Source organism: Nocardioides sp. (genome assembly GCF_036503465.1).
Taxonomy (GTDB): Bacteria; Actinomycetota; Actinomycetes; order Propionibacteriales; family Nocardioidaceae; genus Nocardioides.
The window spans coordinates 23894-37292 of record NZ_DASXWU010000026.1; the positions used below are offsets into that span (position 1 = coordinate 23894).

Sequence of the window (13399 nt, forward strand, 5' to 3'; positions counted from 1 at the left end):
CGGCTCGTACCGTGGTCGGGCCATGTCCGATGCCGAGCGGTTCGACGCCTACTACGCCGAGAGCCGTGACCGGCTGCTGGTGCTGGCGTTCGCGCTCACCGGCGACCTGCCCGCGTCGCGTGGCGCCGTTCGCGACTCCTTCGTCGCAGTGTGGCACCACTGGTCGAAGCTCAAGCGGCTCGAGGACCCGGAGCCCTGGGTGCGGTCGCACGTCTGGAGCCATGCCCAGCGCCGCCACACCGCCCGCATCTGGCACCGTGACCGCAAGCTCGACCCCGAGGTGAAGGCGACCCTCGACGAGCTCGCGAAGCTCCCGGTCGCCGACCGCAAGGCGGCCCTGATCGGGGAGACGGACCCGGGCACTCCTCGGCGGCTCGAGCCGCTCGCCGAGCACTGCGCGGGCCAACGCTGGCCGCGCGCCACGATCATCCGGCGGGCGGGGACGACACGACGGCGTACCCGGGTGGTGGTCGGTGTCGGACTTGTCGTGGCGACCCTGGTGGGCAGCGGGTTGCTGGTCGCGGACGACCACGGCGTACACCCGACCCTGACCGCGGCCGGCGACCGCCTGACGTCTGTGCCCGCGGGCGGCACCGGCGAGGACGCCGTGCAGCCGGAGGTCCGCATCACGCCCTCGTCCCTCGTCTCGACGTCGCAGCTGAGACGCGCGGTGCACGGCCGCGTCTGGCGGATCACCGGCACCGACCCCAAGCAGGAGGCGACGTTCCCCTGTCAACGTCGCGCGTTCGCCGACCCGAAGGCCTCGACGGCGCTGGTGCGCAACTTCACCGCCCGACACGAGAAGGGCGAGCCGCAGCTCGCCGCCGTCCAGGCGATGGAGCTGTCCTCGGACGTCGACGCGGCACGGAGCGGCTACGCCACCGCCAACGGATGGTTCGCCGGCTGCTCGATGCCCGGGATGCAGCTGCTCTCGGTACGCCGCATCCAGCGGCTCGGTGACGACGCGCAGCAGTACGTGCTGCGCAGCTGGGGGCGCCCGACCGCGACGTTCGTGCTCGGGGTGGCCCGCACGGGCCGGATCAACACCCTCACCCTGACGCGCACGGCCGGCGCTCACAGGCCGGACCTCGCCGGCAACCTGCGCCTCCTCGTCATCGCCGTCGACGACCTGTGCTCGACCAGCCTGGGCGGGCACTGCTCGGCGCTCCCGAAGGCGGTCACCGTGCCGGCTCCGGCGGCCGGGCGGTTGCCGATGATGCTCAGCGAGTTCGACCTTCCGCCGGCTGCGGGCGTCACGCGACCGTGGGTCGGTACGACGCCGCGCCAGGCGTTGCGCAACGTCGCCGCCACCGGCTGCGACGACAGCAGCTTCCACGGCCGTGGCTGGAAGCACGACGCCACCCGGTCCTTCCTGGTGCCCGGCGCCCATCTGGCCGCGGCGTTCGGGATCACCGAGACAGTCGGCCGGCTGCCCGACGCCCGGGCCAAGAGGTTCGTGGACGGCGTCCGGTCCAAGCTGGGGTCGTGTCCCGACCGCGAGCTGGGCACGAAGGTGCTCCGGCTCGCCGGCGGACCCACCTGGACCGCCTGGCGGGTCCGCACCCAAGTGACGGCCAAGCAGACCGTGACCTTCCTGATGGGCATCGTGCGCTCGGGCGGCGCGGTCGCGCAGGTCGGCTTCGTCCCCGACGGGCGGCACACCATGACGACGGCGCAGTTCGTCGCCCTGGTCCACCGGGCGGGCGAACGGCTCCGTGCCATGCCTTCGTGACACTGACCCCGCAGAAGTGTGCGCCGTAGCAGCATCGACCCGTCAGAAATGTGCATGAGGGGCCCGGGGGTGGGTAAGAGGACTGAGTCGTCTCGGTCTCCGCGAAGGAGAGTGCCATGTCCCACGTCCGCCGTCGTACCTCTCTCCTCGCCGCCGGCGCCGCGCTCGCCGTGGCCGGCAGCCTGGCCGTCGGGCCGCCGACCGGCGCGTCGGCCGCCGTGGCAGCACACCGGGGCAAGCAGGCGGTGGCGACCGGTCGGGGTGGCGCTGTGTCGTCCGTCGACCTCGACGCCTCGCGGGCCGGGATCGCCGTACTGCGGCACGGTGGCAATGCCATCGACTCGGCGGTGGCGGTCGCCTCGACGCTGGGCGTGACCGAGCCGTTCGTGGCCGGTCCCGGCGGTGGCGGCTTCATGGTGATCTACCTGGCGCGGCAGCACCGGGTGGTCACCATCGACGGCCGCGAGACCTGCCCGTCGCGCTGCACCCAGGACCTGTTCCTGGAGAACGGCCAGCCGTTGCCGTTCGAGGAGGCGAGGCACTCGGGGCTGGCGGTCGGCGTCCCCGGCATGGTCGACACCTGGGGCCGGGCGGTGCACCGCTACGGACGCCGGAGCTTCGCCGCCGACCTGCAGCCGGCCATCCGCCGCGCCCAGAAGGGCTTCCGCATCGACCGCACGTTCCGCGAGGAGACGCAGGAGTCCCTGGCAGACCTCCAGGCGTTCACCGCGAGCCGGCACCTGTTCCTGCGGCACGGGAACCCGCTGCCTCTCGGCTCTCGTCTGCGCAACCCCGACCTGGCCCGGACCTATCGTCTGCTCGCCACGCACGGGCCGCGGTACCTCTACTCCGGTCCGCTGGCCCGGGCGATCGCCCAGACCGTCCAGCACCCGCCGACGTGGAAGGGCACCCCGCTCACGGTCCGGCCGGGCATCATGCGCCGCCGCGACCTGAAGGCGTACCACGTCGAGCAGCCCGCGCCGACCCACGTGCGCTACCGCGGCCGCGACGTCTACGGCATGGCGCCGCCGTCGTCGGGAGGCTCCACCACGGGTGAGGCGCTCAACATCCTGTCCGGATACGACATGTCGGGCGACCGCGCACTCGCCCTGCACCACTACCTGGAGTCGCTGCGCTACTCCTTCGCGGACCGCAACCGCTACGTCGGCGACCCGGACTACGTCGACGTCCCGCTGCACGGCCTGCTCGACCCGGCGTACGCCGCCACCCGGCGCTGCCTGATCACCGACCAGGCAGCGTCGAGCCCGGTCGCCCCCGGCAACCCCTATCCGCCGTACGCCGCGTGCCCGACGAGCGCCGCCGCTGGGACGACGACGCCCGACCACGAGCAGTCGACCAACAACATCGTGACCGCGGACCGCTGGGGCAACGTCGTCGCCTACACCAACACCATCGAGCACTTCGCCGGCACCGGGATGACCGTGCCCGGCTACGGCTTCCTGCTCAACAACGAGATGACCGACTTCGACTTCGCGCCGAGCAGCCCGGACGTGCCCGACGTCAACCTCCCCGCCGGCGGGAAGATCCCGCGGTCGAGCATGAACCCGACGATCGTGCTCCGACACGGGCGACCCGACTTCGCGGTCGGCAGTCCCGGCGGCGCCACGATCATCACCACGGTGCTGCAGATCCTGCTCAACCACATCGACTTCGGGATGTCGCTGGAGAAGGCGATCGCCGCGCCCCGCGTGGGGAACTTCAACACCCCGACGAGCTTCGCCGAGCAGGCGTTCGTGGACCTCCCGGTCGCCCAGACGCTGGAGAGCCGGTACGGCCAGCAGTTCAGCGTCGTCAGCGGCATCACCCCGCTCGACAGCGAGATCGGTGCGGCGACCGGCATCCGGCTGCTGCCGCACCACCGCTTCCGCGCCGCGGCCGAGCCCGTACGGCGTGGAGGTGGCTCGGCGCTGGTGGTGGACCCGGGCTGATCGGCCTGCGGGTCAGCTGCGGAGGAGCTCGCGCATCAGCTCGGCGGTCTCGGACGGGGTCTTCCCGACCTTGACGCCGACGGCCTCGAGAGCCTCCTTCTTGGCGGCCGCGGTGCCCGAGGAGCCGGACACGATCGCGCCCGCGTGGCCCATGGTCTTGCCCTCGGGGGCGGTGAAGCCTGCGACGTACCCGACGACCGGCTTGGTGACGTGCTCCTTGATGTACGCCGCGGCCCGCTCCTCGGCGTCGCCGCCGATCTCGCCGATCATCACGATCGCCTCGGTCTCCGGGTCGGCCTCGAAGGCGGCCAGGGCGTCGATGTGCGTCGTACCGACGATCGGGTCGCCGCCGATGCCGATGGCCGTCGAGAAGCCGAAGTCCTTCAGCTCGTACATCATCTGGTAGGTCAGCGTGCCGGACTTCGACACCAGCCCGATCGGACCCTTGCCCGCGATCGTGTGCGGTGTGATGCCGGCCAGCGACTCCTCCGGGGTGATGATGCCGGGGCAGTTCGGCCCGATCATCCGGGTGCCGGCGGAGTTGGTCGGGCCCTGCAGGTAGGACCACACCTCGGCGGTGTCCTGCACCGGAACGCCCTCCGTGATCACCACCAGCAGGCCGATCCCGGCGTCGATCGCCTCGATGCAGGCGTCCTTGGTGAACGCCGGCGGCACGAAGACGACGGACACGTCCGCGCCGGTCTCGGTCATCGCCTCCTTGACCGTGCCGAACACCGGCAGCTCCTGGCCACCGAGCTCGACGGTGGTGCCGGCCTTGCGAGCGTTGACGCCCCCGACGATGTTCGAGCCGGCGTCCAGCATCAGCGTGGTGTGCTTGGAGCCCATGCCACCGGTCATGCCCTGGACGATGATCTTGGAGTCCTTGTTCAGGTAGATCGACATCGTTTCAGTCCCTCACTTCGCAGCCAGCTCGGCGGCTCGGTCGGCCGCGCCGTCCATGGTGTCGACCTGGGTGACCAGCGGGTGGTCCATCTCCTGGAGGATCGCCCGGCCCTTCTCGACGTTGTTGCCGTCGAGCCGCACGACCAGCGGCTTGGTGGCGTGCTCACCGAGGATCTCCAGGGCGCCCTTGATGCCGTTCGCCACCTCGTCGCAGGCGGTGATGCCGCCGAACACGTTGACGAAGACCGCCCGGACCTGGTCGTCGCCCAGGATCACGTCGAGTCCGTCGGCCATCACCTGGGCGTTGGCGCCGCCGCCGATGTCGAGGAAGTTGGCCGGCTTCACGCCGCCGTGCTTCTCGCCGGCGTACGCCACGACGTCGAGGGTCGACATGACCAGACCGGCGCCGTTTCCGATGATCCCGACCTCGCCGTCGAGCTTGACGTAGTTGAGGCCCTTCTCCTTGGCCTTCGCCTCCAGGGGGTCGGTCTCCTCGGTGATCTCGAACGCCGCGTGGTCCTGGTGCCGGAAGCCGGCGTTGTCGTCGAGGGAGACCTTGCCGTCGAGGGCCTCGAGGACGTCACCCTCCAGCCGGGCCAGCGGGTTCACCTCGACCAGCGTGGCGTCCTCGTCTTCGAAGACCTTCCACAGCGCCTGCACCATGACGACGGCCTGGTCGCGGAGCGCGGCCGGGAAGCCCGCCTCGTCGACGATCGCCCGGGCCTTGGACTCGTCGACGCCGGTGCCGGGGTCGACCGCGATCTGCTTGACGGCGTCGGGGTTGGTCTTGGCGACCTCCTCGATCTCGACGCCGCCCTCGACGCTGGCGATGCAGAGGTACTGCCGGTTGGCGCGGTCGAGGAGGAAGGAGAAGTAGTACTCCTCCTCCGGCGGCGTCGCCGGTGTCACCAGGACCCGGTTGACCGTGAGGCCCTTGATCTTCATCCCGAGGATGGCGGTGGCGTGCTCGAACGCCTCGTCCGCGGTCTTGGCCAGCTTCACGCCCCCGGCCTTGCCGCGACCGCCGGCCTTGACCTGGGCCTTGACGACGCAGGGACCGATCTTCTCGGCGGCGGCGCGGGCCTCCTCCGGCGTCGTGACGACGACTCCGAGCGTGGTCTTCACGCCGTGCTTGGCGAAGAGCTCCTTCGCCTGGTACTCCATCAGATCCACGTTCCACCACTCCTGAGCGACCGAGTTCCGGCGGCCGGCGCAGCAGTCGCCGGAAGCCTCTCGCACCCTAGCCCCGGCCCGATCCGGCGCGGACCACCGGGTCGCAACGCCGGTCGAGCCCCGTGCGGCAAGCCCCGTGCGCGCAACACAGGTCAAGCAGAGTGTCCCGGTCCCTTCTACCGTCGGGCGGCATGACCCGCGTCGTGTACTTCACCGCAGCCACCCTCGACGGCTTCATCGCCGACGAGCACGACTCGCTCGACTGGCTGTTCGAGGTCCCCCACACCGAGGACGACGGGAGCTGGGATGCCTTCATCGGCCGGATCGGGCCCCTGGTGATGGGCGCCACGACGTACCAGTGGACGCTCGACCGGCACTTCACCGAGCACCCCGAGCAGTGGCAGGAGTTCTACGACGACCGGCCGGTCTGGGTCTTCTCGCACCGCGACCTGCCGGGCATCCCCGGCGTCGACGTCCACTTCGTCCGCGGCGACGTCGCCCCGGCGTACGACGAGCTCGTCGCCGCCGCGGACGGGAAGGACGTTTGGATCGTCGGCGGTGGCGACCTGGTCGGTCAGTTCGACGACGCCGGTCTGCTGGACGAGGTGCAGGTGCACCTGACGCCTGTGGTGCTCGGGGCGGGACGGCCGCTGCTGCCGCGACGTATCACGTCGTCGCGACTCCGATTCCGCGAGGGCGGGCTGGTCGGGCAGCGGTGCAACCTGACCCTCGACGTGACGCGCAGGCCTCTGGGTGAGCCCGCCTGATCAGGACTGGTCGGCGAAGGCGTCGGCGACCCAGCTCGTGATCTCGCTGGTGGTCGCGCCCGGAGTGAACACCTTGGCGACGCCGAGCTCCTCGAGCACCGGGATGTCCTCGTCGGGGATGATCCCGCCGCCGAAGACCCGGATGTCCGCCGCGTCCCGCTCGCCGAGCAGCTCGATCAGCCGGCGGAAGAGCGTCATGTGCGCCCCCGAGAGCACCGACAGCCCGATCAGGTCGGCGTCCTCCTGGATCGCGGTCTCCACGATCTGCTCCGGCGTCTGGTGGAGGCCGGTGTAGATGACCTCGTGGCCGGCGTCCCGGAGTGCCCGGGCGACGATCTTGGCGCCCCGGTCGTGGCCGTCGAGACCCGGCTTGGCCACCACGATCCGGAGCCGCGAGGAAGGGGAGACCATGGGCGCAGAGTATCCGAACGGCTCCGACGCCCACGGGCCCATGGGGCGTGGAATCGCGCGTCATACCCAGATTTCTCCACCGCAAACGGGAGGGGGATTTCACCCCCCGTGACCTTTCCGTTATGGTCGTGGCTCGCTGCCCCGCATCCCCCGACCTTCTCTGGAGCCTGTTCATGGGTGACCACCGCGCCGGTCCGTCCGGCTCGACGGCCACCACGGTCACCCCCGCAGCACACGTCACCGGGAAGCGGGTCGCGCGTCACGCCGCTGAGCGGCTCACCTCGCAGCCGTACGTCGGCCGCAGGGTCGCCGGCCGCACCCCGGCTGCTCCCCACGTGGCTCCCCCGCCGGTGGTTCCGCCAGCCGTGCAGGCGGAGCCGGTCCGCATCGTCGGACGCCGGATCGCGCTCGACCCGCAGCTCGCCCCCGAGCCCGACGACGTCGTCGGCCACCTGCTGCGGCCGTCTTCAGCGCCGGCCACCGTTCCGACGATCGTTCCGACGATCGCTCCGACGGTGGGGTCGTACGCCGGCCGTCGCGCCCGGACCCTTCCCCTGATCGTCGAGCCTGAGCCGGAGCCGGTCGTCGAGGTCGTGGAACTCGTGGAGCTCGAGCCGGTCGTCGAGGTCGTGGAGCCTGAGCCGGAGCCCGTCGTCGAGATCAAGACGCCGGAGCCGGAGCTGGTCGCCCAGAAGATCAAGCCCTCACGGCAGCCGGGTCGTCGGGTCGCCAGCCGACGAGCTCGTATCCCCAGCCTTCCGCTCCTGGCCGGCGTCGCCGTGCTCGCGATCTCCGCAGGCGGAGCGCTCCAGGCGGTGCACCCGGGACTGCAGGGCGCCGAGGACGCCGGTCGGCTCGCGCCCGCCGGTGCGCTGTCGGGCAGCAGCGCGGTCGGCTCGGCCAGTCTCCTCGGCGGCCGCGGCACGATCGTCAGCCGCAGCGCCGACCGCCAGGCCTTGTCCGGCGGCAGCCTCCAGGCCGTGGCGGACGCCCAGGCCAAGCAGCGCGACGCCGCGCTCTCGGCGTTCGCCGCGCAGGCCCAGAAGCAGGCCGCCCAGATCAAGCTCCACCAGTGGGTGCTGCCGGTCGCCCCCGGCGTCTACCACCTGACCGCGCGCTTCGGCGACTACAGCTCGCTCTGGGCGCACTTCCACACCGGGCTCGACTTCGCGGCGCCGACCGGCACCCCGATCATGGCCGTCGCCGGCGGCACGGTCACGGAGGTCGGCTACTCCGGCGCGTACGGCAACCGCACCATCGAGACCCTGCCCGACGGCACCGAGCTGTGGTACTGCCACCAGAACGCCTTCGGCACCTCCGTCGGCGCCACGGTCAAGCCCGGCCAGGTGATCGGGTACGTCGGCTCCACGGGCAACGTGACCGGCCCCCACCTCCACCTCGAGGTCCACCCCGGCGGCGGCGACCCGGTCGACCCCTACACCGCACTGGTCGTCCACGGCCTCAACCCCTAGCCCTGCCGCAAGGTGTCGCGGACAGCGGTGACCTGGGACCCATCCGTCCAGCCCGGACCGGTCCTGGCTCACCGCCACCTGAGGCGCCCGGACCGGCGGCGCGAGGAGCGGTGACCTGGGACCCGTCCGGGACGCCCGAAGCGATCCCAGCTCACCGCCCGCCCGAACCGAAACGCATCCACAGGCGGCCCTCCGGGATTGCTTCTCCACAGCCTGCCGCGGCTCTCGAGCGGCAGAGTGTCCGGAGCCGGTGGAGTGGGGAAATGCGCGAGATCCCCGAGGACCTCCTCAGCACGCCGTTCACACGCACGCGAGCACTCGAGCTGGGAGTGAGCAAGAGGATGTTGGCGGGTTCCCGGTTCGTTCGCGTTCATCCGCGGGTCTGGCGCCATCGGGACCATCAAATGACCTGGGACGACGAGATCCTGGCTGCCCAACTCGCCCTGCCTCCACACGCCCGACTGACCCACATCACGCGCATCCAGCTGCTGGGCCTCGACTTCGGTCCCCGTCGGCCTCTTCACTTCGTGGTCGAAGGCAAGCTCCACCTGGCACTCGACGGCATCTTCCTGCACCGCACGAACGAGTTGGCTCCCGGCGATGAGACCGCAGTGTCGCCTGCTGCCGCCTTCATCGCCTACTGCTCCACGGGACGACTCATCGACGTGATCGTCATCGGCGACTGGCTGCTTCATCGCCAGCACATGACTGTCCCGGAGGTCGTCACGCTCGCACTGGCCGCGCCGTGGCGTGATGGCGCGGACGAAGCATTGCTCGTCCTTGACCTGCTCGACGGCCGATCCCGTTCCATCAAGGAGTCCGAGACCCGAGCCCTGCTGGAGGCGAGCGGGCTTCCGACTCCAGAACTGAACAGTCCGGTCGATCTCGGCGACGACGCGACGGCACTCGGCGACCTCGTGTATGTGGACCAGGGTCTGGTGGTCGAGTTCCAAGGCGGACATCACCAGACGGATCGCACGCAGTACGTCGCCGACATCGAGCGGTTCGCCCTGTTCCGCGATCACGGCGTGCCGTACCTGGAAGTGACTAACGAGTCGTTGCGCAGACCGAAGACATTGGTCGGCACCGTCTACCGGACGTTGCTCAACCTCGGGTACCACGGGTCACCCCCGGAGTTCGGCGACAACTGGAACCGGCTCTTCCGGTCGGTGCGCGAGCTCCTGCCGCCCCGCCGTACCCGGCTTCGCGAGCACGCCGCCGGGCGGTGAGACAGGATCGGTTCGAGTCACCAAGAACGATCCCAGCTCACCGCCCCCTGCATCCCGGTCGCGGCGAACACACCCGGCGGTGAGACAGGATCGGTTCGAGTCACCAAGAACGATCCCAGCTCACCGCTCCATGCGACGCGCTCGGCGCACAACGAGCACCTAGAGCTTCTGCACCGGCGCGTAGCGCAGCAGCAGTCGCTTGACGCCCTCGGAGCCGAAGTCGATCGAGGCGACGGACTTGTCGGCGACGCCCTCGACCGAGACGACCGTGCCGAGGCCGAAGGTGTCGTGCTGGACCCGGTCACCCGGCGACAGGGAGGGCACCTCGCGGGCGGGTTTGGATTTCGCGGCCACGTCGGCGCGGGCCGCGGCGGCGCTGAAGTTGCGGCGTCCGGCGGCCGTGGGCGACCCCAGGCCGGTGGTGCGCGCGAGATCGGGGCGCTGCCAGTGGACCTGGTCGGCCTCGGTACGCCGCCAGTCGACCAGCTCGTCGGGCACCTCGCCGAGGAACCGGGACGCGGGGTTGTGCGCGGGCGACCCCCAGGCGGACCGGACCAGGGCCCGGGAGAGATACAGCCGCTCCTGGGCCCGGGTGAGGCCGACGTACGCCAGCCGCCGCTCCTCCTCGAGCTCGCCGCCGTCGTCGAGGCTCCGCGAGTGCGGGAAGACGCCGTCCTCGAGCCCGGTCAGGAAGACCGTCGGGAACTCCAAACCCTTGGCGGTGTGCAGGGTCATCAAGGTGACCATGCCGCCGTCCTCGGGGCTGTCCGGGTCGGGCGCGTCGGGGATCTGGTCGGTGTCGGCCACCAGCGCGACCCGCTCCAGGAAGTCCGACAGCCCCGGGGTCACCACGCCCGCGTCGACGTCACTCGGGTCGGCGGACGGCCCGGCCTGCGGGTCGTCGGCGAACTCCCGCGCGACGGCGACGAGCTCGGCGAGGTTCTCCAGACGGGTGCCGTCCTGCGGGTCGTCGGAGCCCTCGAGCTCGTCGAGGTAGCCCGACCGGGCGAGCACCGACTCCAGGATCACGTCGGCCCGCTCCCCCGCGTCGACCATCGACTGCAGCTCCTCGACCAGCGCGACGAAGCCCTGGATCGCCACCAGCGACCGGCTCACCAGACCGGGCGCCTGCTCGGCCCGGCGCAGCCCCTCCCAGAACGTGATGCGCTCCCGCTGGGCGTACGACGTGACGCACTCGAGGGCGCGGTCGCCGATGCCGCGCTTGGGGGTGTTCACGATCCGTCGCAGCGACACCTCGTCGTCGGGATTGACCAGCATCCGCAGGTACGCGAGGGCGTCGCGCACCTCGCGGCGCTCGTAGAACCGCACCCCGCCGACGACCCGGTAGGGCATGCCGAGGCGGATGAACACCTCTTCGAACACACGTGACTGCGCATTGGTGCGGTAGAACACCGCGACGTCGCCGGGCCGCGACCCGGCGTCGGTGAGGGTGTCGATCTCGCCGGAGACGAACCTCGCCTCGTCGCGCTCGTCGTCCGCGACGTAGCCGACGACCTTGGCGCCCATCCCTGCGTCGGACCAGAGGTTCTTCGGCTTGCGCCCGCGGTTGTGGCCGATCACGGCGTTCGCCGCGTTGAGGATGGTCTGGGTGGAGCGGTAGTTCTGCTCGAGAAGGATCGACTTCGCGTCCGGGAAGTCCTGCTCGAAGTCGAGGATGTTGCGGATGTTCGCACCGCGGAAGGCGTAGATGGACTGGTCGGCGTCGCCGACGACCATCAGCTCGGCGGGCGGGACGCGCTCCACCGGACTCTCCTCGAGCGTCTCCTCCAAGGAGTCGGCGCAGAGCTGGTGGATCAGGGCGTACTGCGCGTGGTTGGTGTCCTGGTACTCGTCGACGAGCACGTGCCGGAAGCGTCGCCGGTAGGTCTCACGCACCTCGGGGTACGTCGCGAACAGGTCGACCGTGGACATCAAGAGGTCGTCGAAGTCGAGCGCGTTGGCCTCGCGGAGCCGCTGCTGGTAGCGGGTGTACGCCGCGGCGTACGCCTCCTCGAACTTGTTGCGGCTGTCGGCGGCGACCTCCTCGGGCCCGCGCAGCTCGTTCTTGTGGGTGGAGACCCAGTGCAGTGCGGCGCCGGGCTGGTAGCGACGTGGGTCGAGGTCGAGGTCGTTGATGACCATGGTCATCAGACGCTTGGAGTCGGCGGCGTCGTAGATCGTGAAGCTGGACTTGAAGCCGAGCTTGTCGATCTCCTTGCGCAGGATGCGCACGCAGGCGGAGTGGAACGTCGAGACCCACATCAGCCGTGCGCGTGGCCCCACCAGCGCCTCGACCCGCTCCTTCATCTCGGCCGCGGCCTTGTTGGTGAAGGTGATCGCCAGGATGGAGCCCGGGTGCGCCTTGCGCTGGGAGACGATCCAGGCGATGCGTCGCGTCAGCACCCGGGTCTTGCCGGACCCGGCCCCGGCGACCACGAGCAGCGGCGGGCCCTCGTGCACGACGGCGGAGCGCTGAGGCTCGTTCAGCCCGGCCAGGAGATCGTCGGCGCAGGGGCCCTTCGGTCGCTCGGCGGACTTCTCGGAGTCGGCGTCGGGGAGGCTCAGGCCCAGGATCGGGAGGGTGTCGCTCATCTCCGGTGCAGCCTACGGCGCGCCACCCCCTGCTCCTTTTGGGCCATGGCGTGTGGTCCGGGCGCGGGCGAGGATCCGGGGCACCGGTGCACGTTCTCGGGCCCTCGCACATCCGTAGCGGGCCGGGTCGCCCGGAAGATGCTTGTCATCGAGGGGGACATGACCGAAATGCACATCAAGAAACTCTCAACACCGGGGCGGGTACTGATCGCAGTCCTGGCCCTGCTCACGCCCGTGGCCATCGGTGCCACGACCTCTACCGCGCAGGCGGGTCCGTCCGTGAGCCCGATCACGTGGACCGTGCGGGTGGGCAACCAGGCGAACCAGATGGCCATCCAGGGCGAGCGGTTCCTGCCCGGCGACATCACCATCAACCAGGGCGACAGCGTGACCTGGAAGGCCCGGGCGGCCGAGCCACACACCGTGACCTTCGTCAGCGGCGGCCAGCCCCAGACCCAGCAACAGCTGGGCGAGTTCGACCCGGGTGCCCCGGCGCAGACGACACGCAGCTCCAGCCACGACTTCGACGGAGTGTCGACGTACGAGTCGGGGGTCCTGACCACCCTGAGCTCGATCAGCGCCCTCCCACCGTTCGTGCAGCTGTACCACCAGTACACCCTGCACTTCCCTGTGAGCACGCCGGTGGGCACGTACACCTACTACTGCCGCGTGCACGGCGTGATGATGCGTGGCGAGATCCACGTGCAGGCACAGGCTGCGGCGCGTCCGGCGTCGCAGGCCGACTACAACGCCGAGGCCTCGTTGCTGGCCAGTGCGATCGTGGCCGACGGCCGGGCCGAGCTGAAGAAGGCCCGGGCGCTGGCCGGCAGCCACAAGGTGATCGTCGGCGCCGACGACCGCATCGCCATGCTGATGCGCTTCGTCCGCGGCAAGGTCGTGATCCACAAGGGTGACACCGTGAAGTGGGCGAACCCGTTGAACGGCGTTCCGCACACGGTCACCTTCGGTGCGCCGGTGGTGCCGCCCGCGGGCGACCCGACCGCGGCGTACGGCAACCCCAACAAGTACCGGGGCGGCCAGCTCAGCTCGGGCGTCCTCGCGCCGCAGGGCGCGTTCAAGGTGACCTTCAAGAAGGTCGGCAGGTTCCCGTACCGCTGCTTCTTCCACCAGGACCTGGGCATGAAGGGAGTGGTGGTCGTCAAGCCCTGAC

Annotated in this window: 10 protein-coding genes; 6 read left to right on the forward strand and 4 right to left on the reverse strand. The window is 70.6% G+C overall.

The window, feature by feature from the left end; all coding sequences use genetic code 11:
- The first annotated feature begins 22 nt into the window (after positions 1-22).
- Both VGK78_RS03950 and ggt read left to right on the forward strand, forming a co-directional pair.
- Positions 23-1732 carry a hypothetical protein gene (locus VGK78_RS03950; protein ID WP_331526068.1) on the forward strand — a complete coding sequence of 570 codons (1710 nt, stop codon included), beginning with the start codon at positions 23-25 and terminating at the stop codon, positions 1730-1732.
- A gap of 116 nt (positions 1733-1848) precedes the next feature.
- Positions 1849-3681 carry a gamma-glutamyltransferase gene (gene ggt, locus VGK78_RS03955; RefSeq protein WP_331526070.1) on the forward strand — a complete coding sequence of 611 codons (1833 nt, stop codon included), beginning with the start codon at positions 1849-1851 and terminating at the stop codon, positions 3679-3681.
- 12 nt (positions 3682-3693) lie between these two features.
- Here ggt and sucD read toward each other — a convergent pair whose 3' ends face one another.
- Positions 3694-4584, reverse strand: coding sequence for a succinate--CoA ligase subunit alpha (sucD, locus tag VGK78_RS03960; RefSeq protein WP_331526072.1), 891 nt, complete (start codon positions 4582-4584; stop codon positions 3694-3696).
- 12 nt (positions 4585-4596) lie between these two features.
- Positions 4597-5757: an ADP-forming succinate--CoA ligase subunit beta gene (sucC, locus tag VGK78_RS03965; protein WP_331526073.1), complete on the reverse strand. Its 1161-nt coding sequence runs from the start codon at positions 5755-5757 to the stop codon at positions 4597-4599.
- Between the two features lie 191 nt (positions 5758-5948).
- Between sucC and VGK78_RS03970 the strand changes: the two genes are divergently transcribed.
- Positions 5949-6524, forward strand: coding sequence for a dihydrofolate reductase family protein (locus tag VGK78_RS03970; protein WP_331526074.1), 576 nt, complete (start codon positions 5949-5951; stop codon positions 6522-6524).
- Here the strand turns inward: VGK78_RS03970 and VGK78_RS03975 are convergent, their stop codons facing one another.
- Positions 6525-6935, reverse strand: coding sequence for a cobalamin B12-binding domain-containing protein (locus tag VGK78_RS03975; RefSeq protein WP_331526076.1), 411 nt, complete (start codon positions 6933-6935; stop codon positions 6525-6527).
- Between the two features lie 173 nt (positions 6936-7108).
- Here VGK78_RS03975 and VGK78_RS03980 point away from each other — a divergent pair, with 173 nt between their 5' ends.
- Positions 7109-8407, forward strand: coding sequence for a M23 family metallopeptidase (locus VGK78_RS03980; RefSeq protein WP_331526078.1), 1299 nt, complete (start codon positions 7109-7111; stop codon positions 8405-8407).
- 110 nt (positions 8408-8517) lie between these two features.
- Positions 8518-9636 carry a hypothetical protein gene (locus tag VGK78_RS03985; protein WP_331526079.1) on the forward strand — a complete coding sequence of 373 codons (1119 nt, stop codon included), beginning with the start codon at positions 8518-8520 and terminating at the stop codon, positions 9634-9636.
- A gap of 159 nt (positions 9637-9795) precedes the next feature.
- Here VGK78_RS03985 and pcrA read toward each other — a convergent pair whose 3' ends face one another.
- Positions 9796-12228, reverse strand: a complete 2433-nt coding sequence (gene pcrA / locus VGK78_RS03990) for a DNA helicase PcrA (protein ID WP_331526080.1) — start codon at positions 12226-12228, stop codon at positions 9796-9798.
- Positions 12229-12507: 279 nt separating this feature from the next.
- Between pcrA and VGK78_RS03995 the strand changes: the two genes are divergently transcribed.
- On the forward strand, positions 12508-13398 hold the full coding sequence (locus VGK78_RS03995) for a plastocyanin/azurin family copper-binding protein (protein WP_331526082.1): 891 nt from the start codon (positions 12508-12510) through the stop codon (positions 13396-13398).
- Position 13399: the final 1 nt, after the last annotated feature.